General features: G+C 37.1%; 23 protein-coding genes, 1 tRNA gene and 1 other RNA gene. 20 read left to right on the forward strand and 5 right to left on the reverse strand.

Going from position 1 to position 23,804, the window contains the following annotated elements; genetic code table 11:
• The first annotated feature begins 6 nt into the window (after positions 1-6).
• On the forward strand, positions 7-948 hold the full coding sequence (gene whiA, locus MKY37_RS16365; RefSeq protein ID WP_211895160.1) for a DNA-binding protein WhiA: 942 nt from the start codon (positions 7-9) through the stop codon (positions 946-948).
• Between the two features lie 18 nt (positions 949-966).
• Entirely contained in the window at positions 967-1,224 is a 258-nt protein-coding gene (locus tag MKY37_RS16370; protein WP_340778735.1) for an HPr family phosphocarrier protein, read from the forward strand.
• Positions 1,225-1,402: 178 nt separating this feature from the next.
• Here MKY37_RS16370 and clpP read toward each other — a convergent pair whose 3' ends face one another.
• Positions 1,403-1,999 carry an ATP-dependent Clp endopeptidase proteolytic subunit ClpP gene (gene clpP / locus MKY37_RS16375; protein ID WP_211895156.1) on the reverse strand — a complete coding sequence of 199 codons (597 nt, stop codon included), beginning with the start codon at positions 1,997-1,999 and terminating at the stop codon, positions 1,403-1,405.
• A 162-nt stretch (positions 2,000-2,161) separates the two neighbouring features.
• Here clpP and MKY37_RS16380 point away from each other — a divergent pair.
• Positions 2,162-2,233: transfer RNA gene (locus tag MKY37_RS16380), tRNA-Arg, on the forward strand.
• 22 nt (positions 2,234-2,255) lie between these two features.
• On the opposite strand, the gene MKY37_RS16385 is transcribed toward MKY37_RS16380, so the two are convergent.
• Positions 2,256-3,194 (reverse strand): catalase, encoded by a 939-nt coding sequence (locus MKY37_RS16385; protein ID WP_340778736.1) that lies wholly within the window; start codon positions 3,192-3,194, stop codon positions 2,256-2,258.
• A gap of 331 nt (positions 3,195-3,525) precedes the next feature.
• On the opposite strand from MKY37_RS16385, the gene MKY37_RS16390 reads away from it, so the two are divergent.
• From MKY37_RS16390 to MKY37_RS16400, 3 genes are all read left to right on the forward strand, one after another.
• Positions 3,526-4,104 carry a LemA family protein gene (locus MKY37_RS16390; RefSeq protein WP_340778737.1) on the forward strand — a complete coding sequence of 193 codons (579 nt, stop codon included), beginning with the start codon at positions 3,526-3,528 and terminating at the stop codon, positions 4,102-4,104.
• Positions 4,104-4,913, forward strand: a complete 810-nt coding sequence (locus MKY37_RS16395) for a TPM domain-containing protein (RefSeq protein ID WP_340778738.1) — start codon at positions 4,104-4,106, stop codon at positions 4,911-4,913. Before MKY37_RS16390 ends, MKY37_RS16395 begins: the two co-directional genes overlap by 1 nt.
• Positions 4,914-5,027: 114 nt before the next feature.
• Positions 5,028-5,474 carry a GNAT family N-acetyltransferase gene (locus tag MKY37_RS16400; protein ID WP_340778739.1) on the forward strand — a complete coding sequence of 149 codons (447 nt, stop codon included), beginning with the start codon at positions 5,028-5,030 and terminating at the stop codon, positions 5,472-5,474.
• A gap of 83 nt (positions 5,475-5,557) precedes the next feature.
• On the opposite strand, the gene MKY37_RS16405 is transcribed toward MKY37_RS16400, so the two are convergent.
• On the reverse strand, positions 5,558-6,715 hold the full coding sequence (locus MKY37_RS16405) for a hypothetical protein (RefSeq protein ID WP_340778740.1): 1,158 nt from the start codon (positions 6,713-6,715) through the stop codon (positions 5,558-5,560).
• On the reverse strand, positions 6,690-7,214 hold the full coding sequence (locus MKY37_RS16410; protein ID WP_340778741.1) for an RNA polymerase sigma factor: 525 nt from the start codon (positions 7,212-7,214) through the stop codon (positions 6,690-6,692). The genes MKY37_RS16405 and MKY37_RS16410 overlap by 26 nt, the downstream gene beginning before the upstream one ends.
• A 137-nt stretch (positions 7,215-7,351) precedes the next feature.
• On the opposite strand from MKY37_RS16410, the gene MKY37_RS16415 reads away from it, so the two are divergent.
• The 12 genes from MKY37_RS16415 (at position 7,352) to ssrA (ending at position 20,225) form a co-directional block, all read left to right on the forward strand.
• Positions 7,352-7,582, forward strand: coding sequence for a glutaredoxin family protein (locus MKY37_RS16415; RefSeq protein WP_340778742.1), 231 nt, complete (start codon positions 7,352-7,354; stop codon positions 7,580-7,582).
• A gap of 302 nt (positions 7,583-7,884) precedes the next feature.
• Positions 7,885-8,922, forward strand: coding sequence for a sugar-binding transcriptional regulator (locus MKY37_RS16420; protein ID WP_340778743.1), 1,038 nt, complete (start codon positions 7,885-7,887; stop codon positions 8,920-8,922).
• A gap of 12 nt (positions 8,923-8,934) precedes the next feature.
• Entirely contained in the window at positions 8,935-9,942 is a 1,008-nt protein-coding gene (gene gap / locus MKY37_RS16425) for a type I glyceraldehyde-3-phosphate dehydrogenase (protein WP_090566796.1), read from the forward strand.
• A 274-nt stretch (positions 9,943-10,216) separates the two neighbouring features.
• Positions 10,217-11,401, forward strand: a complete 1,185-nt coding sequence (locus MKY37_RS16430) for a phosphoglycerate kinase (protein ID WP_340778744.1) — start codon at positions 10,217-10,219, stop codon at positions 11,399-11,401.
• Between the two features lie 15 nt (positions 11,402-11,416).
• Positions 11,417-12,178: a triose-phosphate isomerase gene (gene tpiA / locus MKY37_RS16435; RefSeq protein ID WP_340778746.1), complete on the forward strand. Its 762-nt coding sequence runs from the start codon at positions 11,417-11,419 to the stop codon at positions 12,176-12,178.
• The gene (gene gpmI, locus MKY37_RS16440) at positions 12,171-13,709 is read left to right on the forward strand and encodes a 2,3-bisphosphoglycerate-independent phosphoglycerate mutase (protein WP_340778747.1); all 1,539 of its coding nucleotides are present in this window, start codon (positions 12,171-12,173) and stop codon (positions 13,707-13,709) included. Before tpiA ends, gpmI begins: the two co-directional genes overlap by 8 nt.
• A 2-nt stretch (positions 13,710-13,711) precedes the next feature.
• Entirely contained in the window at positions 13,712-15,007 is a 1,296-nt protein-coding gene (gene eno / locus MKY37_RS16445; RefSeq protein ID WP_340778748.1) for a phosphopyruvate hydratase, read from the forward strand.
• A 675-nt stretch (positions 15,008-15,682) separates the two neighbouring features.
• A complete protein-coding gene (secG, locus tag MKY37_RS16450; protein ID WP_211895144.1) occupies positions 15,683-15,910 on the forward strand; it encodes a preprotein translocase subunit SecG in 228 nt (75 codons plus the stop codon).
• A 250-nt stretch (positions 15,911-16,160) separates the two neighbouring features.
• Positions 16,161-16,907: an alpha/beta hydrolase gene (locus tag MKY37_RS16455; RefSeq protein WP_340778752.1), complete on the forward strand. Its 747-nt coding sequence runs from the start codon at positions 16,161-16,163 to the stop codon at positions 16,905-16,907.
• 42 nt (positions 16,908-16,949) lie between these two features.
• Positions 16,950-19,262, forward strand: a complete 2,313-nt coding sequence (rnr, locus tag MKY37_RS16460; RefSeq protein WP_340778753.1) for a ribonuclease R — start codon at positions 16,950-16,952, stop codon at positions 19,260-19,262.
• Between the two features lie 49 nt (positions 19,263-19,311).
• Positions 19,312-19,779, forward strand: a complete 468-nt coding sequence (gene smpB, locus MKY37_RS16465) for an SsrA-binding protein SmpB (RefSeq protein WP_090566820.1) — start codon at positions 19,312-19,314, stop codon at positions 19,777-19,779.
• Between the two features lie 91 nt (positions 19,780-19,870).
• Positions 19,871-20,225: a transfer-messenger RNA gene (ssrA, locus tag MKY37_RS16470) on the forward strand.
• 443 nt (positions 20,226-20,668) lie between these two features.
• On the opposite strand, the gene MKY37_RS16475 is transcribed toward ssrA, so the two are convergent.
• A complete protein-coding gene (locus MKY37_RS16475) occupies positions 20,669-20,791 on the reverse strand; it encodes a hypothetical protein (protein WP_340778754.1) in 123 nt (40 codons plus the stop codon).
• Between the two features lie 746 nt (positions 20,792-21,537).
• Here MKY37_RS16475 and MKY37_RS16480 point away from each other — a divergent pair.
• Both MKY37_RS16480 and MKY37_RS16485 read left to right on the forward strand, forming a co-directional pair.
• Positions 21,538-22,305: a hypothetical protein gene (locus MKY37_RS16480; RefSeq protein WP_340778756.1), complete on the forward strand. Its 768-nt coding sequence runs from the start codon at positions 21,538-21,540 to the stop codon at positions 22,303-22,305.
• Between the two features lie 651 nt (positions 22,306-22,956).
• Positions 22,957-23,784 (forward strand): abortive infection family protein, encoded by an 828-nt coding sequence (locus MKY37_RS16485; RefSeq protein WP_340778758.1) that lies wholly within the window; start codon positions 22,957-22,959, stop codon positions 23,782-23,784.
• Positions 23,785-23,804: the final 20 nt, after the last annotated feature.

A 23,804-nucleotide genomic window follows, 5' to 3' on the forward strand; every position in this document is an offset into this window, starting at 1 on the left:
CGGAATATGTCGTTTGCTTCTGAAACAAAAAAAGAGATGACTCAGGAAGAGTCGGAACCTTGTTGTGCCCGTGCAGAGCTTTCTGCACTTATACGCATGAATGGTTCACTTTCATTTAGCAACAAAATGTTAAGCTTAGACGTTCAAACAGAGAATGCGGCTATTGCTAGAAGACTATATACGTTGATAAAATCATTATATCCATATCAAGTTGAATTACTTGTTCGAAAGAAAATGAGATTGAAAAAGAATAATATTTATATTTGTCGTATTCGAGAAGGGGCAAAAAACCTGTTAGAGGATCTTCAAATTTTAAAGGATGGCTTTCAATTTGAATATTCCATTTCCAAAGAGCTTGTTCAAAAAAGTTGCTGTAAACGTGCTTATTTAAGAGGAGCCTTTTTAGCAGGAGGATCGGTTAATAATCCGGAAACCTCGTCTTATCACTTAGAAATCTATTCTTCTTATAAAACACATAGTGATGCACTAGTAGACTTGATGAATGAATATGAACTAAATGCGAAAACAATTGAACGAAAAAAAGGGTTTGTGGCATATTTGAAAGAAGCAGAAAAGATTTCCGACTTTTTAAGTATTGCAGGAGCACATAGAGCTTTACTGAAATTTGAAGATGTTCGAATCATACGAGATATGCGAAATAGCGTAAACCGCCTTGTCAATTGTGAAACGGCCAACCTGAATAAAACAATCAGTGCAGCCATTCGTCAAGTGGATAATATTCGGTTTATCGAGAATTCTATCGGCTTAGACCAGTTACCAGAAAAACTTCGTGAAATAGCTAGGTTACGAGTAGAGTATCAAGATGTTACACTAAAAGAACTAGGCGAAATGGTTTCTACAGGCAATGTGAGTAAATCAGGTGTTAATCACCGATTACGAAAAATAGATGAAATAGCAGATGCGCTTCGCAATGGAGAGACAATTTAAAGAAATGGGGAGTAGACAATGGCAGAACAGCAGGTGGAAGTAAAATTATCTTCGGGACTTCAAGCAAGACAGGCTGCACTTTTTGTACAAGAAGCAAATCGTTATATTGCAGACGTCTATTTAGAAAAAGATACTAAAAAAGTAAATGCAAAGAGCATTATGGGAATTATGAGCTTGGCAATAGGCAGAGGAACAACTGTAAGTTTAAGTGCGGATGGTTCCGATGCGGAGGAAGCAGTAGAAGCTTTAGGAAATTTCATCTCAAGCGAATCATAAAAATGAACGGCCTCACTAGTCACTTTAGACGAAAGGGCGGTTTTTTTTTTTGAATAAAACTATTAGACACAGTAAATAAAATCTAATTATTACCGCTGATTTCCGATACAAGCGGAAGCTCTCAAGAATTATAAAAGAATCCCAAAGGAATATACCTTTGGGATTATAAAGCAGTTTATTATGATTTTTTCATTTCGCTACGATCGATAATGTGATCGATTAAGCCGTATTCTTTTGCACGTTCAGCAGTCATGAAGTTATCACGATCTGTGTCTCTTGCAATTACCTCGATTGGTTGACCAGTGCGTTCAGAAATAATGTGGTTTAACTTATCGCGTAAATGTAAAATACGTTTTGCAGCAATTTCGATTTCAGTTGCTTGCCCTTGGGCTCCACCAAGTGGTTGGTGAATCATTACTTCAGCATTAGGAAGCGCATAACGTTTACCTTTTGTTCCAGCAGTAAGTAAGAATGCACCCATAGAAGCAGCCATACCGATACAAATTGTTTGTACATCAGGTTTGATGAACTGCATTGTATCATAAATTGCCATACCAGCTGTGATACTTCCGCCTGGGCTATTAATGTAAATAGAGATATCTTTTTCTGGATCTTCAGCTTCTAGGAATAATAATTGAGCAACGATAGAGTTTGAAACGTTGTCGTCAATACCACTTCCAAGCATAATAATACGGTCTTTTAATAATCGAGAATAGATGTCATATGCACGTTCTCCACGATTAGTTTGTTCAATAACTGTAGGAATTAAATTCATCCTGATTGCCTCCTTCAAAGGTGGTTTAGTATAGGTTACTGAGAAAGTCTTCCTCAGTTGTAACTTTATCATACACATTATGGTCAAGGAAGGTCAAATATTAAGCTTCAAAATGTTTGCTTGAATTATATTCTTTCTATTTGTATAATAGATAAGTCGCTTGCCCTTGTAGTGTAATGGATAACACACAAGCCTCCGAAGCTTGGAATGTGAGTTCGATCCTCGCCGAGGGCATAAAGTAAAACACCCTTTCTGTTTAGGGTGTTTTTTTGTTTTCTTTATTTCTTCTATCATAGGAGACTGCATATGTCTCATGTCTAAAATGGAGAATAGGATCATTTGATAATTCGATGCCTTTGCCAACGATAGTAGGGTCGAACAATATGCTTTCTGTTGGAAATATTTTTTTGTTTATTGTTAAGAGACCTACTAAAATTTTTTGCCTATCAGTTGGCCAAATGACGGTAGGATCATCTGTAGGGTCTGTGTCCTCTGCTAAACGAATATATAGCGCGAACGATACAGTTCCCTTTTCGAGTCGTTTTTCCAAATCTTCGCTCAAATAATTGGTGGAAAAATTAATACTTTCGAGGATGGAAGGTGACTTTTCTTCCTTCAATGGATGCCACTCGTATTTTATGGCTTGCCGCTTGCCTTCAGCATTAACTAAATAGAAGGCATGTATAGGGTAGTAATTTAGAGCCGCGTAACTAATTGGTGGTTGCTTTAGTTGTTCTTTAAGTGCGAGTAATGTGTTTTTATGTTCAGGGAAGGTAGTGAGAAGTTGTGCAATTCCTAGTCCGAGATCAATTGAATGTATACCAGTTTTATGAGAACCTAAAATTTTTAGCATTTCAATAAAGGTTTTTGGATCCTTTGTTATGAACATTGGGATGGTGGTACATACTTGGTGACTAGTTGAACCATCTGGTTGATGAAAATGGATAGACATTCCTTTTGCTGGAGATAGGAAATCTGCTGCAGTAGGATCAGGTGGACTATTAGAAAAACGGACTGTAGCGGGTACTGGTTCATGTTGCAGATGTCCTGCTGTCGTAAATGGAATCGCATTTCCATTAGGAGTAAAAATTGCTTCATAAAATTCCCCTTTTGCATGAGCACGACGATAACCAGGAAATTTCCCTTGAATTTGTTCTAATGTATGTACAGCATCTTGTGGTAGTGAATTATTCATCAAAATCACCTCAGTTTTTAGAATGTAACGATAGATTTCATTTATTAATCATTACCACTGAATAAATTACTTAAACAATGAAGTTTATAAAAATATGCATTGGTACTACAAAGTGTTCATCATGGAAAATTTCAATCCTTCCTTTTTAATGTTCTATAGAGCATTTACTTGCGGTAGATGGTGGTTTTACTTGATAAGTGGAAAATTAATCCATTAATAAGGTCATCAAGGTATATGAAACTAAAATTACCTTATTCCGTAAATAAGAATAGGTTTTGTATTTTCGATTTAAAGGTACAATAATACTATAATTACTAAAGAGGTGAACACGATGAAAAAATTACTAGTGCCAATTATTATTGTCATTGTAATTATTGCTGTTATTGCAGGTATATTTATGGCAAGCTATAACGGATTTGTAGACAAAGAAGAAAATGTAAACAATGCGTATGCACAAGTAGAAAACCAGCTGCAACGAAGAATGGACTTAATACCGAACTTAGTTAATACAGTTAAAGGCTTTGCAGCACACGAAGAAGAGGTGCTTGGGAATATCGCAGATGCCAGAACTAAATTGGCGGGAGCTGGGACACCTGAAGAACAATCAGCGGCGAATGATGAATTATCAGGAGCTTTGAGTCGATTATTAGTAGTAGTGGAAAATTATCCAAATCTTAAGGCAGATGCTAACTTTAGACAATTGATGGATGAGCTTGCTGGTACAGAAAATAGACTTTCTGTAGCAAGACAAGATTATAATACAGTTGTTTCGGATTACAATAAAAAAGTAAAACGTATGCCTGGGAGTATAGTAGCGTCTATGTTTGGCTTTGATGAGAAGGAATACTTCCAATCAGCCGAGGGAGTAGAAGAAGCACCAGTAGTCGATTTTGAAGGAGATGGCGAGTGATGAAGAAGAGTGCACGTGTCATTTCACTTGCGCTTCTCCTAACTTTATTGTTCCCGTTAATAACGCTTGCTGTATCTGATTATCCAGAAGCTATACCAGGAGAACTATATGTCCAGGATTTCTATGATGTTCTATCGGAAGAACAGGAGCAGGAAATTGAAATGCTTGGACAAAACTTAGAGAATGCTACTAGTTCTCAAATTGTCGTAATGACAGTCGAGTCTTTAGAAGGACAGGATGTTGCGACATATGCGGTAGATGTGATGCGTGCCTATGGTATTGGTGATGAAGAGAAGGATAATGGAGTTCTTTTTATTCTGGAAATGGATCCTAATAAAGTCGGTAACCGGGATGTTTACATTGGTGTGGGCTACGGTTTAGAGGGTGCTTTACCTGATGGAAAAGTTGGGAGAATATTAGAAGAGTATACATACCCTTTTTTAGAGCAAGGTGATGCGCCGGGGGCTATACTTTCCACTTATCAGCTTTTATATAACCAGGTTGCTACAGAGTATGGATGGGACGGTGAGTTGGCAACACCACAGGAGCCTTCTCCACTTGCTGGCTCTACAGGCGGTGGATTTTCCTTTTCTACAATCATTGTAATAGTAGTTGTTATTTACTTAATTATTACTATGATGAGAGGAGGCGGGGGTGGTACCGGTTCAGGTAGAAGACGTAATAGCACTGGAATGTTCGGCCCCGGTGGCTTCGGAGGTTTCGGAGGAGGCGGAAGAAGTTCTGGTGGCGGCTTTGGAGGTTTTGGCGGCGGTAGCTCCGGCGGTGGAGGAGCGGGTCGCAAGTGGTAAATTATAAATGGAAGAAGCCCTTTATGGGGCTTTTTTTCATTTGAAATTCCTATTATGTGATTGTTTTAATTATTGTGATAAAATAATGTAGAAGTAATATATGGGGGATTTACAATGAAACTAGTAGAGATTACGAAGGATAACTGGTTACAAACGGTTCTTTTGACCACTAATGAAGACGGGAAGGCAACCATAGTAGAAAAATTTGTAGCATCCAATGCGCTATCTATCGTGCAATCAATTTACGAAACTGGATGGATTGTTAGAGGCGTTGAGGAAGATGACAAGATTATTGGCTTCACTATGTATGGATTAGATGAAGATACTAAAAATTACTGGATATGTCGATTAATGATTGAACACACCTATCAGGGGAAAGGCTATGGCAGAAAGGTTGTTCAGATGATATTGGATGAAATGAAACAGATAGATGATTGTGCAACGATTTATCTATCAACGGAGCCAGACAATGAAGTAGCCATAAGACTATACGAAAGCTTAGGATTCCAAAAAACGGGTAATATCAATGACGGAGAAGCAGAGTTTGTATTGAAATTATGAGCGGGGGAGAGTAAATTGTCCTTTAGTAATTTTAAGTACCGACAAGATAAAAAAACCAACAAACAGTTGGTTTTTTTGTTTGATCAATTTTCAGCAAATTCATTTAGCCTCAGCTTGACCTCTTCAAATATCGGTGTATGTCGATCAGTAGTGATATCACCACTAATACCTAAATCAGAACCCGGAGAGTACATCAGCACTCCATCCTTATACAAAGTAATAGTATACAATGTAGTTCCTATATCTACTGCGTTTGTTAGGTATATTTGATAATTATCCATTTGAGGAAGAGCCTCAGCCCTCTCTTGGCTTTCTTGCTCTGTTACTTCTTTTATAAAAGGATAGTCAATCATTGTCATGATGGGATTTATTTCATTTTTATCGGATGTGCATCCCGATTCAAATTTTACTTTTTCTTGCTGGTCAACCATGCGACCATTGAAGCAAAGCGTATCGAAGGATATATCAATTGATGGAGTTCTTACTTCTTCGTTATTTTCAACATATGCGTTAAAGTTCTCTATTTTCTCTCGAAGTTCTAAGCCTCCACCATCTTTAACTCCATTATAGCTGCCTATTTTTCCAGGCTCTGACGTAGAAAAGATAAATTCTTCTTTTAATGTATGAAAAATTTTCTGACCTTGGCTATTGGTGAGGGATACCTCTATATTGGGGCGATAGATATTGGGATGATCTTTTTCTTGTACAATTTTGACGTTTTCTAGGTGCATTTCTATGTCATTATCTATTAAATAATGATTATATTTAAACACCAAATTTGAACTGATCGCATTTGTTAGCATGTTCTCCGTGAAGTATTCACCAAAAGTGGTTTCATAATAATTCATAAAATCTTTGTATTCCTTTGATTGTAGAAGTTGATCGTACTCTTCTTGGGTCTCTGTTTTCGTTGAACTTTGGAGGTCCCACCAATCGTTCAATAAGCGTGAAATTTCCATATCTGGTCCATTGTATTCTCTTTCTTGTACTGCTTTTATAACCTCTTCATTGGAAAGAGGCTGAGCTGATTGTTCAATTTCTGAGGGATTAGTAAAAGTTATGAATAGAAAGGAGGCAATCGCTACTATTGCTAATGAAATAAATGCCGGGAATATGTTGCGTTTTCTTTTTGTTTCTATTCTACCTTTTAAGGCTAGCCACGTATTTTGCTTTGCTTCATCTGAACGCTCTACGTTTTTCATTTCCTCAAAAAGCTCATCGAATTTTTTTGATGGTTTCATTTGCATAACCTCCTTCCTGATGATATTTCTTTTTAAGTGCCTCAAGTGCTCGAGTCATTTTCATCTTTACTTTTGCCTCAGTCCAGCCAAGTATATAGGCTGTTTCTTGGATGGAACACTCTTGTATTTTGCGTAGGAGCAAGACTTCTTGATAATCTTTTTTTAGTTTATATAAGGAGTCGTACATCTTAGCAAGCTGTTCCTTTCGTTCATATCGACTTTCTGGTGATAGTGCATTTGTTTCTAAATCATGTTCTTTATCAAAGGTGAAAAATTGTATTACCCTTTTCCTTCGAAAATAGTCATAGGTCAAATTTCTTGCTATTTTTAATAGCCAAGTGGCAGTTGAAGCTTGCTTGTTAAAGCCGTCTAGCCCTTTATATGCTTTATAAAATGTTTCTTGTGTGAGATCCTCGGCACATTCTTTTTGACGGACAAGATAGTATATATAGCTATAAACTCTATCGCTATGCTCTTTGTATAGCTGTTCCATTTCCATCTTCTGACCTCCCCTTATTGCAATAGACGAACGGATAAATAAAAAGTATCGCTTTTATTTTACCTTATGAGGGAATAACAATTTCAAAAAGACTATAATAAACATAAATCAAATGAGTTTTGGAAGGATGGTATAAAATGATTGTCCATTTTTACACAAGGCCAGGCTGTCATTTATGTGATGATGCAAGGCTTATGTTGAAGCTTGTAAGAGAAGATGTCGTGTTTGACATAAATGAAGTAAATATCGAAGAAGATGATGCACTACATGAAAAATATATGCTGATGATTCCTGTCATCGTATTGGAAGATGAAATTATTCAATATGGGCAAGTAGATTACGCGACTATTTTGGAAGCATTACTTTGATGATTCTACAGGTAATCGCAAGTTAATGGGGCCAAATCGCAAGATCCACGTCCCAAACCGCAATATAGGATCAGATAATCGCAAGATCCAATCCCCAAACCGCAATATAGATAGGTAGAATCGCAATATAAGTATTTATGTGACGCATTTCTGGATTAAATTTGTTCACAATTCTGTTTCAAATTCTTGCTATTGGGAATATACTAATGTATCCTTAATTTAGAAATAAATTTTTTTTAAGCACATGGGACAAAAAAAGTAGTGGTGGGACAAAAATGTCGCAGTCAGTTGGGATGTGAAAAATGGATTCGTTACTACAGGCTCAGTTAAAGCTAATGCCTGAGATGAACATCTTGTTACAAAAAAGGTATCGAATACTCCAAACGATTCAATTGTCTCCAGGGTACGGCCGAAGAGTGATCGGTGACCTTTTAGGATTGTCGGAAAGAGAAACTAGAAAAGAATTAGACTTTTTGCGCAATCAGGGATTTATAGAAATATCGAGAGATGGAGCTAGTATAACTTCTAGTGGAAATGATTTATTGATAGAGCTTAAAGAAGTTGTACGAGAATGGTCTGGTAGATTGCAGCTCGAACAATCACTTGTAAGTTATTTAAATATAAAAGAAGTGATAATTGTACCGGGAGATGTAGATACTAATACGAATACTGCAATGCTTCAGTCACAAGAAGCAGCAAAATATTTGGAAAGTATTTTATCGGATGAGTCCATCATAGCTGTAACTGGCGGAACAACGATTGCTTCCATTTCGAATTATGTTCATCAAACTGACAAGTGGAAGCGACTATTATTTATAGCTGCAAGAGGTGGAGTTGGTAAGGATGTTCGGCTTCAAGCCAATACAATAGCCTCTCTATTTGCCAATAAAATGAATGGTTCTTATCGAACGTTATACATGCCGGATAGCCTGAGTGAGGAAGCTTACTCTACGATGAAAAATGAACCATTTATAAAAGAAATGATGGATTTATACGAACGAACTAATATCATCATTCATGGTATTGGGGATGCACTTGAAATGGCTCGCCGTAGAAATTCAAGTTTAGAAGAAATGCAACGCTTGAAGGAAATCGGTGCAGTTAGTGAAGCCTTTGGGTATTACTTTAATAACCAAGGGGAAGCAGTACACAGAATTCGCACAATTGGAGTTCAACTAAAACAATTAGGAAATATGGAGCATCTTCTAGCAGTAGCTGGAGGCACTAAAAAAGCAAATGCTCTATTATCATATTTTAAACAAGCACCAGCTCAAACGGTTTTAGTTACCGATGAAGGTGCAGCACAAGAAATGATTCAAATAATTGAACAAAACAACTAGGAGGAATTTAAAATGACAGTAAAATTAGCGATTAATGGTTTTGGACGTATTGGACGTAAAGTATTCAGAGAAGCTTTAGAACAAACAGAGATTGAAGTAGTAGCGATCAATGATTTAACGGATGCTGCAATGCTTGCTCATTTATTGAAATATGATTCAGTTCACGGAATCTTCAACGCAGAAGTTTCTTCTGAAGGAGATTACCTTGTAGTAAATGGTAAAAACATTCGCGTATTCGCTGAAAAAGATCCTGCAGCATTACCGTGGAAAGAACAACAAGTAGATATCGTTATTGAGTGTACAGGTATTTTCAGTACAACTGATAAAGCTAGCAAGCATATTGAAGCTGGAGCTAAAAAAGTAATTTTATCACAACCTGCTAAAGACGATATGCCTACATTCGTTATGGGTGTAAATGCTGATCAATACAACCCAGCAACTGATCATGTAATTTCAAACGCTTCTTGTACTACTAACTGTTTATCACCAATTGCAAAAGTTTTACAAGATCAATTTGGTATCAAACGTGGAATGATGACAACAATCCATTCATATACAAATGACCAACGTATTTTAGACTTACCGCATAGCGATTACCGTCGTGCTCGTGCAGCAGCAGAATCTATGATTCCTACAACAACAGGAGCAGCAGCAGCAGTAGCTAAAGTACTTCCTGAGTTGAAAGGGAAATTAGATGGTATGGCAGTTCGTGTACCAACTCCAAACGTATCAATCGTAGACTTTGTTGCTGAATTAGATAAAAACGTTACAGTAGAAGAATTGAATGCAGCTTTAAAACAAGCTTCTGACAATGAGTTAAAAGGAATCTTGGATTATAATGAACTTCCATTAGTTTCTAGAGACTATAACGGAAATACAGCTTCATCTACAGTTGATGGGCTTTCTACTATGGTACTTGAAGATAATTTAGTAAAAGTATTAGCATGGTATGATAACGAATCAGGATATTCTGCGCGTTGTATCGACCTAGCACTACTTATGGCTAATAAAGGACTATAAGATTTTCGTATTTGACTAGGAAAGACACATAAGATGAATGTGATTTTACGTGGCGAATCGATAGAATTACCTCTATAATAAAAGAGGGTAAAGGAGCCAGGGATTACCCCTAGCTCCTTTTTTTAACAGCATGTGTCTAGCTCCTGCGCCTAGCACCTCGAGTCGTTTCAGAATGTCGGATAAAGGCAAAAGACGCCTTTACCGCCATTCTTCCAACGCTTTTCGGTGCTTGAGTAGGCGCTTGCGCTTTTCAAAATATAAGGAGGCTTATCTCATGAAGGTAAAACAAACAATGAGCGATGTAGCTTTACAAGGAAAACGTGTATTTTGTCGTGTAGACTTCAACGTACCAATGGAAGATGGAGCAATCACAGATGATACGAGAATTCGTGCAGCACTACCAACGATTAATAATTTAATCGAACAGGGTGCGAAAGTAATCCTTGCTAGCCATATGGGACGACCTAAAGGTGAAGTGAAGGAAGATTTACGTTTGACTAAAGTTGGAGAGCATTTAGCAAAACTTTTGGATAAGCCAGTAAAAAAACTAGATGAATCTATTGGAGAAACTGTAGAGAATGCAGTTTCAGCTATGAATGATGGAGAAATCGTATTATTAGAAAATGTTCGCTTTCATGCAGGTGAAGAGAAGAATGATGCGGAGCTAGCAAAGTCCTTTGCAAAGCTTGCTGATGTTTACGTAAATGATGCATTTGGTGCTGCACATCGTGCACATGCTACGACAGAAGGTATCGCAAAATTACTTCCTGCGGTTTCAGGGCTATTGATGCAAAAAGAGTTAGATGTATTAGGCAAAGCTTTAGCAGAGCCTGAACGTCCATTTACTGCCATTATTGGTGGTGCAAAAGTAAAAGATAAAATCGGTGTAATTGATCATCTATTGGACAAGGTTGATAATATTTTAATAGGTGGCGGCCTTTCTTATACATTTACAAAGGCACAAGGGCATGAGATTGGTACATCTCTTCTAGAAGAAGATAAACTGGACCTTGCAAGAGGATTCCTTGAAAAAGCAAAAGAAAAAGGTGTTTCTTTCTATTTGCCGGTAGATGTAGTAGTTGCAGATGAATTTTCAAAGGATGCTAACACAAAAGTAGTAGATATCGATCAAATTCCTTCTGATTGGATGGGATTAGATATTGGTCCAAAAACACGAGAACTATACGCTGACGTTATTAAAAATAGTAAGCTAATTATTTGGAATGGACCTATGGGAGTATTCGAAATGGAAGCATTTGCAAACGGTACAAAAGCAGTAGCGGATGCAATGGCACAAACAGCTGGCTATACAATTATCGGAGGCGGCGATTCTGCAGCAGCTGTAGAAAAGTTCGATGTTGGCGATAAGATGGACCATATTTCGACTGGTGGAGGAGCTTCCTTAGAGTTTATGGAAGGCAAGGATTTACCAGGAGTTTCTGCTTTAAACGATAAGTAATGGAGGAGATGTCATATGCGTAAACCAGTAATAGCAGGGAATTGGAAAATGTATAAAACACTTGGTGAGGCAAAGGAATTTGCACTTCAGTTAAAGGAACAACAAGTAGATAGCTCAAAAGTTGATGCAGTAATCTGTGCTCCAGCGCTATTTTTAGATCAGCTTGTTCAAGCGACAAAAGGTTCGTTTATTTCTATCGGAGCACAAACGATGCACGAGGAAAAAGAGGGGGCATATACTGGTGAGGTTAGCGGCCAACAGCTTCAGGACTTAGGAGTAGAATATGTTGTAATTGGGCATTCTGAACGCCGTCAATATTTCAACGAAACAGACGAATCAGTCAATAAAAAAGTAAAATCTGCATTTGAAAATAAACTTACACCAATCATTTGTGTAGGTGAAACATTAGAGCAACGTGAGCAAAATGAAACAGAAGCTATTGTTTCTAACCAAGTAATGGCAGCAATCGAAGGGTTGACAGAAGATCAACTAATCCATTCTATTATTGCGTATGAGCCTATTTGGGCTATTGGAACTGGGAAAACAGCTACTGCAGACGATGCAAATGATGTATGCCAAGCAATCCGTGAAACTATTTTAGATGGTTTTGGTGAAGAAGTGGCAAGTCAAGTTCGCATCCAATACGGAGGTAGTGTGAAACCTGAAAATATTAAAGAGCTTCTTTCTAAGGAGCATATTGACGGTGCACTAGTAGGAGGAGCAAGCCTACAAGTAGATTCTTTTGTGAAACTATTGGAGGCTGGTGCAAATGCCTAAAAGTCCAGTAGCACTAATCATACTAGATGGTTTCGGCTTGCGTCATGAAAAGTTTGGAAATGCAGTTGCTCAGGCAAACAAACCAAATTTCGATCGATATTGGAATAAGTTTCCGAATGCAACACTTACGGCCTCTGGAGAAGCAGTTGGCTTACCAGAAGGGCAAATGGGTAATTCAGAGGTTGGTCATTTAAATATTGGTGCAGGTAGAGTAGTTTATCAAAACCTAACTCGAATTCATAAATCAATTCGTGAAGGAGAATTTTTCTTAGAGCCTAAGCTTTTAGCTGCAATTGAGCATGTAAAGCAAACAGGTGGAAAATTACACTTGATGGGATTACTTTCTGACGGTGGCGTTCATAGTCACTATTCGCATTTATTTGCTTTATTGAAGCTCGCAAAAGAACAAGGGCTAGAAGACGTATTTGTCCATGGATTTTTGGATGGACGCGACGTAGGTCCTAGAACTGCGATCGGATATGTAGCAGAAACTGAGAAACAAATGAAGGATATCGGTATAGGGAAGTTCGCTTCCATCAGTGGTAGATACTATGCTATGGATCGTGATCGCAGATGGGAACGAGTTTTAATCGCATATAAAGCAATAGTAGAAGGTTTAGGGAAAACAGCAGAGTCAGCATCAGCTGGTATTTTAGCTTCTTATGAAGAGGATATTGTGGATGAATTTGTTGTTCCCTTCGTTATTGAAGAAGATGGGAAGCCTGCTGTAACGATTGATACGAACGATGCCGTTATCTTCTTTAACTTCCGTCCCGACCGTGCTATTCAATTATCGATGGCTCTAAACACCCCATCATTTGATAGTCTGCCTTTAAGTGACAATCATCCGACGAATTTAAAATTTGTAACCTTCACGCATTATAGTGATGATGTTGTGGCAGATGTGGTATTCGAGAAAGCAGATCTCTATAACACGGTAGGTGAAGTACTTTCAAACCATAACAAAACACAATTACGTATTGCGGAGACTGAAAAGTATCCACATGTAACGTTCTTTATGAGTGGTGGCAGAGAAGCGACCTTCCCAGGAGAAGAGCGTATACTGATCAACTCTCCAAAGGTTGCTACATATGATTTACAGCCTGAAATGAGCGCTTATGAAGTAACGGATGCACTGTTAGATGCAATTGCCAATGATCGATTCGATGCGATTATATTAAACTTTGCCAATCCAGATATGGTAGGGCATAGTGGAATGCTAGAACCAACGATTAAAGCGATTGAAGCAGTAGACGATTGTTTAGGTAAAGTGGTCGATGCCATTTTAGCTAAGGGCGGGCATGCAATTATTACCGCAGATCACGGTAATTCAGATGAAGTAACAACGATGGAAGGGCAGCCAATGACAGCCCACACGACAAATCCTGTTCCAGTGATTGTCACGTCGAAAAATACAACTCTAAGAAGTGACGGAATTTTAGCCGATTTGGCTCCAACCATGTTACACTTATTAGGGATAGAAACACCGCCTGAAATGACAGGTAAAACACTAATCGAAACGGAGAGTTAAAAATGCCAATTATTACACAAATTCAAGCACGTGAAGTATTAGATTCACGCGGTAACCCAACAGTAGAAGTGGAAGTATTTACAGAAAGCGGTGGATTTGGACGCGCAATCGTTCCGTCTGGTGCATCTACTGGTGAATATGAAGCAGTAGAACTTCGTGATGGTGACAAGTCAAGATATCTAGGCAAAGGTGTTTTAAAAGCAGTTGAAAATGTGAATAACATTATTGCAGCTGAATTAGAAGAGAATTACTCCGTATTGGATCAGGTAGAAATTGACCATGCAATGATCGAACTAGACGGAACTGAAAATAAAGGGAATTTAGGTGCTAACGCTATTCTTGGCGTATCTATTGCTGTTGCACATGCAGCAGCAGATTACTTGGATATTCCACTTTATCAATACTTAGGTGGATTCAACTCGAAACAATTGCCAGTTCCAATGATGAATATCGTAAACGGTGGAGAACATGCGGATAACAACGTAGATATCCAAGAATTTATGGTAATGCCAGTAGGCGCAGAATCTTTCCGCCATGCATTACGTATGGGCGCTGAAATTTTCCATAGCTTAAAATCTGTATTACAAGAAGCAGGACTAAACACAGCAGTTGGGGATGAGGGCGGATTTGCTCCGAACTTAAAATCTAACGAAGAAGCTCTTTCTACTATCGTGACTGCGATTGAAAAAGCAGGATATAAACCAGGAGAAGAAGTACTTCTTGCAATGGACGTTGCCGCTTCTGAATTATTCAACAAAGAAGATGGCAAATACCACTTATCTGGTGAAGGCGTTGTAAAAACTTCTGAAGAAATGGTTGCTTGGTATGAAGAGCTTTGCGAAAAATACCCAATTATCTCAATTGAAGACGGCTTAGACGAAAACGACTGGGATGGTCATAAACTATTAACAGAGCGTTTAGGTAAAAAAGTACAATTGGTGGGCGATGATCTATTCGTAACAAATACGAAAAAATTAGCGCAAGGAATTGAACAAGGTGTAGCTAACTCAATCCTTGTAAAAGTTAACCAAATTGGTACACTTACAGAAACTTTTGATGCAATTGAAATGGCAAAACGTGCTGGTTATACAGCAGTTATCTCTCACCGTTCTGGTGAATCAGAGGATGTAACAATTGCAGATATCGCAGTTGCAACAAACGCTGGCCAAATCAAAACTGGTGCACCATCTCGTTCAGATCGTGTAGCAAAATACAACCAATTACTTCGTATTGAAGATCAGTTATATGAAACTGCTCAGTACCTAGGAAAAGAAACATTCTACAACTTAAAAAAATAATGAAACGAAGCAGTTAGCGAGAGTTGCTAACTGCTTTTTTATTTCTAAAAAAAGTATAAAGTTTTCCGTTCTATAAACTCATTAATAAATAATACTGCTGATTTTCGTTTGAGGTGGAGACAAAGGTACGATGGCTAAGAACGCCACCTCGCGATCGCAACGCCTTCGTGACCAACATCCTGTTGGCCTCCGTGGGGTGAGCGATGAGCTATCACCGTCGCTCCGCGTCGTTGTGATATCTCATCTGTCTCACTCTTCCCACTGGAGTCGCCACCTCTCACTACAATCAGAAGATTTAGCAAAGATTATCGCTTAGACATATTAGATTAACCTAGGATAATGTATGGATAACACCACTTTATAATCATTTGTTGTCACCTTCACTAGTTGAAGGCGAAATGGAACAAAATATAATGGATAAAACTCCCGTTTAGCAAGTAAAATATACTTGAGAGCAAGTATTCAAACTGTGAGCGCAAGTAAGTTATGGATGAAGGCAAGTAAACTTATCGTGAACGCAAGTAACGGTCATATCGGAGCAAGTAAATAAACTTCCAGGTATAACATAGAGGAGTCTGATTTTTTTAACTAAATATTTTGGCGATAGGTTGTCAATGTTCCTGTTTTTTGGTAAAATTAATTTGTTGTGAACGTTCTTATCAGGAGGTGGAATAAATGCACGCATTATTTATGACATTACTTGTCATCGTTGCGATCGCATTGATCGTTGTTGTATTGTTACAATCAGGGAAAAGTGCTGGTCTCTCAGGAGCCATCTCTGGTGGGGCTGAACAACTTTTTGGAAAACAAAAAGCTCGAGGTATGGACTTAGTCTTACATAGAGTAACGATTGTACTTGCAGTTCTATTTTTTATATTGACTATTGCCGTAACTAAATTTTAATCCTAATCTATTGATAGGATAATTTTTTCTGACGAGTGTATTATACACCAAAGCCTTTTTGAATATAAAACAGATGCGAACCGCCTGACCGACTTCTGATTGGTTAGGCGTTTTCTTTTAACTAAAATAGTTTTATAAATAGTTTATACATATGAAATATAAGGCATTATTCGGGCATATTAAACTAATTAATGAAATAATTAGTATGGTGAATAATGCGAAAAGCTTATTATTGATGGAGGTTTTACATATGCGAATTTCAACTCCTAAGCCATTTTTCTTTGAAGCTGGAAAACGTGCCGTATTGCTGTTACACGGTTTTACTGGAAATTCCTCAGATGTTCGTATGCTTGGACGTTTTTTAGAAAAAAACGGATACACATCATTGGCTCCACACTACAAAGGACATGGTGTGCCACCGGAAGAACTGTTGGAAACAGGACCACAAGACTGGTGGAAAGATGTCATGCGAGGATATGACCGACTAAAAGCAGCAGGCTATGATGAAATTGCTGTTGCTGGATTATCACTTGGAGGAGTATTTTCACTGAAGTTAGGGTATACATTACCTGTAAAAGGTATTGTCACCATGTGCTCCCCGATGACGATGAAAACGACGGATATTATGTTTGAAGGTGTATTAAAATACGCAAAAGAATATAAGAAATATGAAGGAAAATCCGAGCAGCAAATAGAAGAAGAAGTAGAGGCTATTAGAAAAACACCGATGGAGACATTGGCTGAGTTAAGAGAATTTGTTTACAACGTCCGTGATCATGTAGATCATGTGTACGCTCCGCTTTTAGTAACTCAAGGGAATAAAGATAAGGTCATCGATATTACTTCTGCCAATTATATCTTTGAACAAGCAGAGTCCTTTGAGAAAAAACTAAATTGGTATGAGAACTCCGGGCATGTAATCACACTTGGCCCAGAAAAAGAACAATTACACGAAGATATATTAAACTTTTTAGAGTCGCTCGATTGGAATGTGTAAAACAGTTCAAATGTGCACACGCTGAAAAAGGAGGGATGTTAGATGGAAAACATGAAAGAACAATTACTCGAATTACTAAACACAGAAGAATATAAACCATTAACAACAAAAGAGTTAGAACAGCATTTTAATCTGGTAGATGCAGATGATTTTAAAGAACTAGTGAAAACGCTTGTTCAAATGGAGGAACACGGTTTAGTCGTCCGCTCTAGATCCAACAGATATGGGATTCCTTCCCGTATGAATCTAATAGTCGGGAAATTCATAGGACATGCAAAAGGATTCGGTTTCGTTACCCCTGAAGAGAGTGGAATGGATGATATATTCATACCTCCAACGGAAGTAAATGGAGCAGTCAACGGAGACAAAGTACTTGTACGAGTTTCCAAGGATTCATCGGGAGACCGCAGAGAAGGTTCTATTATTAAAATTACCCAACGTGGTATGACGCAAGTTGTTGGAACATTCCAAGACAATAAAGGCTTTGGATTTGTTATACCAGACGATAAGAAGGTCCCTATGGATGTATTTATCGCTAAAGGAGATACATTAGGCGCGATTGAAGGGCATAAGGTAGTCGTAGAAATTACGGAATGGCCGAATGAAAGAAAATCCGCTACTGGGATGGTAACGCAAATTCTAGGGCATAAAAATGATCCAGGTGTTGATATACTTTCTATTATTTATAAGCATGGAATTACGATCGACTTCCCAGAAGAAGTGATCAACCAAGCAGAAGCTGTTCCAGATCAAATTGATGAGAAAGACTTAAACGATCGTAGAGATCTTCGAAATGAAGTAATCGTTACAATTGACGGAGCAGATGCTAAAGACTTGGATGACGCAGTAACCGTTACAAAAAATTCGGATGGTACATATAAACTTGGCGTACACATCGCTGACGTAAGTCATTATGTAACTGAAGGATCTCCATTAGACCGTGAAGCATATGACCGTGGAACGAGTGTATACTTAGCGGATCGCGTTATTCCAATGATTCCACATCGTCTATCAAACGGAATTTGTTCGTTAAACCCGCAAGTGGATCGTTTAACGCTATCCTGTGAAATGATTATTGACGGTTCAGGTATGGTTACCTCTCATGAAATTTTCCAAAGTGTTATCCGAACTACGGAAAGAATGACGTATTCAGATGTTTACAAAATTTTAGAAGAAAAAGATGAGGCATTAATAGAGCGTTATAAAGACTTAGTTCCTATGTTTGAACTAATGGGAGAGCTTGCAGAAGTCCTTCGTACGAAACGTGAGAGACGTGGAGCAATTGACTTCGATTTCCCTGAAGCGAAAATTATTGTCGATGAAGATGGCTGGCCAACAGATATTGCAACAAGAGAACGTACAGTTGCAGAGCGTCTGATTGAAGAGTTTATGCTTGCTGCCAATGAAACAGTTGCCGAGCATTTTAAATGGATGGATGTACCTTTCATTTACCGTATTCATGAAGATCCAAAGCCTGAAAAACTAGAACGATTCTTTAATTTCTTAACGAACTTTGGAATAGTTGTTAAAGGTACTGGAAATGAAGTTCATCCAAAAGCGTTACAGGAAATTATTGAAAACATTGAAGGAATGCCAGAGGAACCGGTTATTTCTACAATGCTTTTACGTTCATTGCAACAAGCGAAATACTATGCTGAATGTCTAGGACATTTTGGTTTATCAACCGAATTTTATACCCACTTCACTTCACCAATTCGTCGTTATCCGGATTTAATCGTTCATCGTTTAATACGTACGTACTTGGTAAATGAAGACGTGTCACAGCCTACCATTAATCACTGGGGAGCTATAATGGACGATATTGCAGAGCATACGTCTAAACGTGAACGTCGCGCAGTAGATGCAGAGCGTGATACTGATGCCCTTAAAAAAGCACAGTATATGGCTGACAAAATCGGTGAGGAATTTGAAGGTATTGTTAGTTCCGTAACGAACTTTGGTCTATTTATCGAGCTTCCGAATACAATTGAAGGTCTAGTACATGTCACGAATATGACCGATGATTATTATCGTTTTGACGATCGTCAAATGATGATGATTGGGGAACGTGCTGGTAAGCAGTTCCGTATTGGTGATGAAGTAACGGTTCGAGTATCTGCCGTAAAACCAGAAGAAGCTTCGATTGATTTTGAAATCGTAGGGATGAAAAAAGCATTCCAACGAACTAGAAAAGAAACACCAAAAGTTATACATGCTTCCAAAAAGGGCAGCGGTGACTCTAGAAATAGAGAACAATCTCAGCCTGGTCCGAAAAAAGGTGCAAAACAGAAACAAAAGTTTTACGAGTCCGTTGCGAAAAAATCTCAACGTCGTAAACGTCCAAAGAAAAAATAAAAGAGCGATGACCAAGTCGCTCTTTCTCAGTTTTTGAGGGGTGAATGAAATGGCTAAAAAGCATGACGACAAGGTACTTGCACAGAACAAAAAAGCAAACCATGATTATTATATTGAAGAAACGATTGAAGCAGGGATAGTGCTCCAAGGAACGGAGATCAAATCCATTCGTAATGGGAAGGTGCAGTTGAAAGATGCTTTCATACGAATTCGTAACAATGAGGCATGGATCTCCAATATGCATATAAGTCCATACGAGCAAGGAAATCGATTTAACCACGATCCACTACGAGCGAGAAAGCTATTGCTGCACAAAAAACAAATCAGTACGTTAATCGGTGAAACTAAAAGAGATGGTTATACCATCGTGCCGTTGAAAATGTACTTAAAAAGTGGCTATGCGAAAGTGTTAATCGGTGTTGGTAAAGGGAAAAAAGATTACGATAAACGAGATGTCTTGAAGAAAAAAGAGGCAAAACGTGATATCGAAAGAGCATTCAAAGAACGTAACCAGTAACGCTAACCAGAGTTGGTAGAATGTCTCACTTGAATTTTGACCATATTTGATGTATAGTAAGCTATGTAACTAAGCAACATATTCCATAAACGGGGACGTTATGGATTCGACAGGGATAGTCTGAGCTTGAGTTGCGCGTCGGAGGCTCGGCTCCGTAAAAACGGAACTTATAACAACAGGCAAAACAAACAACAACTTAGCATTCGCAGCGTAAGCTCGGATCTGCTTTATCTATCCATCGCCCATGTGGCTAGGTAGAGCTCAACTTTAGTGGGATACGGTAGCCAGTGCAACTTGAGCTGTCTACAAGAGATTTCCAAGTTAGCGTACAGGACGCCCGCTTATCGGCATAATGCTACGCGAAACTTTAAATAGGTAAGATACACGCGTAGAAGCTTAAGTGTTAGAGTTTCTGGACGCGGGTTCAAATCCCGCCGTCTCCATACTTATTTTTAGCAGTAGAAACACTGTTAAATTGTGACGTAAAGCATAAAATTTCCTTTTGGAAACTTTATGCTTTATTTTATTTTAGGAAATTTTATGCTTGATTTTTTATTCGATAAAGCTGCGACTTTAAGTATATCTTTGCCATATTGGCAAGGATATACTTAAAATATTATATACATCTAGAAATAAATTCGGATAATACAAAATAACGCTTCCTAAACTACCAGAAAACCTTAATATATAAGGGTTTCTGGTTTTTTTATTTGTCAGTTAAGTTAAGGAAAGAAGGATTAACGTATAAAGGCGGAAAAATCTATCTAAAACCAAACGTGAGTTGTTGTAAGGGTGCTTATAGGTAAGCCACAGTAGACACATAATGATTTTAACCAAATAAAAAAGAGTGTAGATTATCCACACTCTTTGGAAATTAATTTAAATGTACTCAAGCCGAAGCCCCTGGGTTTGAGCTAGCTCCACCAATAATCATACCTGCAAATAAACTAATTCCAAAAGCCCAAAGTGACTCAGTGATAATAGACGTTAGTTGTTGTGTTGACATTTGCATTTGCATCGCCTCCATAAATGGTAAGTAATCAGGTAATAAACTGATATAACGTAAACCAGTAAGTAGAATAAATGCACATATGAAGTTGATGAAGATAAGAGCTTTAGGCCCAGACTTCAGTACACTTAATTAATTTATTATATATTCAAGTAAAATGCATGTCAATATTTTCTATATTTTGAATAGGTTTTATAAAGTTTAAGGTAATACAAAATAAGAAAGCGAAGTGAAAGTATGATAAATGTGTCGTATTAGTTGGATATGACAAGTGGTGATAATGTTTATAAATTAAGAGGATATTTTCAAAGGCCTTTAAGATATGGTAAGAGAGATTATGTACATGAATATTGAAACCTTATCCAAAATTGGATAAGGTTTTTTGAATTATAAAGAACAAAGTGTATTTCTAAAAGCATGGTAAGGAACTAATTCTTGCCAATTTAACTTAACCTCTATCTCTTTAAGTTACTAACTATAAAAAAGGTATTTAAAATAAAACGTAGAATTATATATAAATAAATAAAATTGGAGGGAATTCTACATTGGTATTATTAAAACAAAACAAACAACTCTAGGTACAGTTTATGAACAATATGATAATAAAAACAAACTGATTATAAGATTCGGAGCAATTGGTTTTATAAAGAAAGAGTTAGCAAATATGGAAAAAAAGAACAAAGTAGTGGAGTTAAAAAAATTAAAAGTCTTTTTTGTAAGCTTTAATTAATAGAAAAGGGAGTAAAATAATGAAGAAAAAAGAACTTAAGGCTGTTACATCTGATATGATAACGGCGGGTATACCTACTGGAATAACAGATATGCTTAAAAGCCTACCACCGGATTTTCAAACTATAGTATCCCTAGCACTTCCAACATTAGCATGTATTTTTAATTCATATAACCGAAACTTAGAAATGAGAGATTTAGAGAAATTAAAATTGTTTCTAAGTGATACAAAACAAGCTATGGAAGAAAGAGAAATTGAAGAATTGAAACTTTTAGTCAATTTAGATTTTCCAATTGAAATGCAATCTACTATAGAGGAGATTATTAGAAGAGGGGTAAATGCCAAAGGGAAATGGCTAAGAAAACTTGCAGCACATTTTGTAGTTATCTTTGGAAACTCTTCACATCCAAGTTATCAAGCTGGAATGCAAATCTGCCTGGACATTTTAACACAGTTAAATGAGAGTGATTTAAAGCTATTAATTTTGTATGAATTACACAGAAAAGTAAACTTTGAAAATGGCATTTATATGGAAGATGTTAATCTAGAGGTAGAGGAAGTATTAAAGGTACTTATAGAAGATAAAAATGTCTTTGCTCAGACAATATATATTTCATCATTAAAGTTACGTAACATTGGTTTAATCGCAAGGGAATCTTCTTTGACCCCCTATGAGGACCCAGATAATAAAGAAAAAATGATTGAAAATTTTATTTCGCTAAACTGCAATGAAGTAACTAGCTATTATTATCTATTTAAAAGGTATATAAATGGATTTAATCCTTAATATAAAATCTATGAATTTACTAATTTAAATTCTAAAAATAGTTTCCCCTAGACAGTACCACCAGTTATAACTGTCTAGGCTCATAACAGATAGCAAAAATATTAGTTTATCAACACACTCCAAAGAATTAGAAACTCTTAATAATTTTCTTTCTGGAAAATCTGAAAAGGAAATACATTTGATTTATAAAATAGCTCAAGAAATTTTTAAAATATATTAAACTTATATTTAATTGTTGTTTTTTTTAATGTAATATTTCTATCTCCTCGTTCGACTGCAGCTAAGTATGATACTTGCATTTCACATTTTGCTAGATGTTCTTGAGTTAATTTTTTTTATTTTCTAATTTTCTTTATATTTCCACCAACAATATTAACTAAACTCTCCACTCAATCACCCTCTTTAGACTAAATTAGGAATGAGTAAGCAAACAGATAACTATAAGTATATATTTCCATTGCTAGATGGTTGATTTATATTTGTACACTGAATGTATTCTATTATACTTACATAATTAGCAAAAAATGTTTGAAAATATCCCAGAATATAGATTGAAAAATGGTATAATGTTCATGAAGTAATCTAAAGGTATTTAACTAAAACGTTGTAGGACAAGTTAACTCTAATTGAACTAAAAAGGAAGATAACCTTATGAATAAAATCCCATTGAATGATGAGATTGCGGTTGCAATGTCACAAATAGTAGATGACGCGTTGGTTGCAACTCGTAAGCCTAGTCATGCAGATTTAGATAACATTATCCTTCGTCATGGATTAGATAAAGGAGATCCAAAATTAAACGGATTAAATGGTAATGTGGGAAAAGCGAAAAGAGTTTATGCAGTATTGAATTGGGCTTTAGAATACAATCAAGAATTAGGAGAATCATTTGTAGGTTCACTCATCTCGTTACTTAGGGGTCATGGAGGGTTTAGAGATAGTTCACCTAATTATGTTGGAAATGAATCCATTCTAAATCTTCAAAACTCACTAAAATTAGAAGGTATAGTATTGGCAAGTGATGGAACCTTAACTCCGATGGTATTAGAAAACTTATCTGATCTAGAAATGGAAGAAGCGCTAGAGAGCTATATTAGACGTGCTAAAAAGGGAGCATCTGACGCTGCATTATTAACAGGAACAAGTAAGGACCTATTAGAGGCAGTAGCCGCACATGTCATCACAAAACTGCTAGGTAAATATCAACAAAGTAATTTTCCAACTTTATTAGGACTTGCCTTTCATCTTTTAGGATTATCTACACCTAATACCAAAGGAGTAAACGAGTCGATGTCTCGTATGGAGATAAGTTTATACGAGTTAGGGTGTGCGGTAAATAATCTGCGAAATAAACAGGGGACGGGGCACGGGCGGCCTTTTTTACCAACAGTTACACCTAATGAAGCTATAGCTGCTATTGAAAGTATGGGATTAATCTCTGAGTTTCTATTAAATAAGTTAAAAGAAAAAGTTAGTTAAATTTGTTACTAAAGTTGAAG

The sequence above is a fragment of the Psychrobacillus sp. FSL K6-2836 genome (assembly GCF_038003085.1).
Taxonomy (GTDB): domain Bacteria; phylum Bacillota; class Bacilli; order Bacillales_A; family Planococcaceae; genus Psychrobacillus.

Bases quoted from the DNA above. Each gene is read 5' to 3' on its own strand.
- whiA (WP_211895160.1), top strand. From the start codon at position 7: ATGTCGTTTGCTTCTGAAACAAAAAAAGAGATGACTCAGGAAGAGTCG.
- MKY37_RS16370 (WP_340778735.1), top strand. From the start codon at position 967: ATGGCAGAACAGCAGGTGGAAGTAAAATTATCTTCGGGACTTCAAGCA.
- clpP (WP_211895156.1), bottom strand. From the start codon at position 1,999: ATGAATTTAATTCCTACAGTTATTGAACAAACTAATCGTGGAGAACGT.
- MKY37_RS16385 (WP_340778736.1), bottom strand. From the start codon at position 3,194: ATGAATAATTCACTACCACAAGATGCTGTACATACATTAGAACAAATT.
- MKY37_RS16390 (WP_340778737.1), top strand. From the start codon at position 3,526: ATGAAAAAATTACTAGTGCCAATTATTATTGTCATTGTAATTATTGCT.
- MKY37_RS16395 (WP_340778738.1), top strand. From the start codon at position 4,104: ATGAAGAAGAGTGCACGTGTCATTTCACTTGCGCTTCTCCTAACTTTA.
- MKY37_RS16400 (WP_340778739.1), top strand. From the start codon at position 5,028: ATGAAACTAGTAGAGATTACGAAGGATAACTGGTTACAAACGGTTCTT.
- MKY37_RS16405 (WP_340778740.1), bottom strand. From the start codon at position 6,715: ATGAAACCATCAAAAAAATTCGATGAGCTTTTTGAGGAAATGAAAAAC.
- MKY37_RS16410 (WP_340778741.1), bottom strand. From the start codon at position 7,214: ATGGAAATGGAACAGCTATACAAAGAGCATAGCGATAGAGTTTATAGC.
- MKY37_RS16415 (WP_340778742.1), top strand. From the start codon at position 7,352: ATGATTGTCCATTTTTACACAAGGCCAGGCTGTCATTTATGTGATGAT.
- MKY37_RS16420 (WP_340778743.1), top strand. From the start codon at position 7,885: ATGGATTCGTTACTACAGGCTCAGTTAAAGCTAATGCCTGAGATGAAC.
- gap (WP_090566796.1), top strand. From the start codon at position 8,935: ATGACAGTAAAATTAGCGATTAATGGTTTTGGACGTATTGGACGTAAA.
- MKY37_RS16430 (WP_340778744.1), top strand. From the start codon at position 10,217: ATGAAGGTAAAACAAACAATGAGCGATGTAGCTTTACAAGGAAAACGT.
- tpiA (WP_340778746.1), top strand. From the start codon at position 11,417: ATGCGTAAACCAGTAATAGCAGGGAATTGGAAAATGTATAAAACACTT.
- gpmI (WP_340778747.1), top strand. From the start codon at position 12,171: ATGCCTAAAAGTCCAGTAGCACTAATCATACTAGATGGTTTCGGCTTG.
- eno (WP_340778748.1), top strand. From the start codon at position 13,712: ATGCCAATTATTACACAAATTCAAGCACGTGAAGTATTAGATTCACGC.
- secG (WP_211895144.1), top strand. From the start codon at position 15,683: ATGCACGCATTATTTATGACATTACTTGTCATCGTTGCGATCGCATTG.
- MKY37_RS16455 (WP_340778752.1), top strand. From the start codon at position 16,161: ATGCGAATTTCAACTCCTAAGCCATTTTTCTTTGAAGCTGGAAAACGT.
- rnr (WP_340778753.1), top strand. From the start codon at position 16,950: ATGGAAAACATGAAAGAACAATTACTCGAATTACTAAACACAGAAGAA.
- smpB (WP_090566820.1), top strand. From the start codon at position 19,312: ATGGCTAAAAAGCATGACGACAAGGTACTTGCACAGAACAAAAAAGCA.
- MKY37_RS16475 (WP_340778754.1), bottom strand. From the start codon at position 20,791: ATGCAAATGTCAACACAACAACTAACGTCTATTATCACTGAGTCACTT.
- MKY37_RS16480 (WP_340778756.1), top strand. From the start codon at position 21,538: ATGAAGAAAAAAGAACTTAAGGCTGTTACATCTGATATGATAACGGCG.
- MKY37_RS16485 (WP_340778758.1), top strand. From the start codon at position 22,957: ATGAATAAAATCCCATTGAATGATGAGATTGCGGTTGCAATGTCACAA.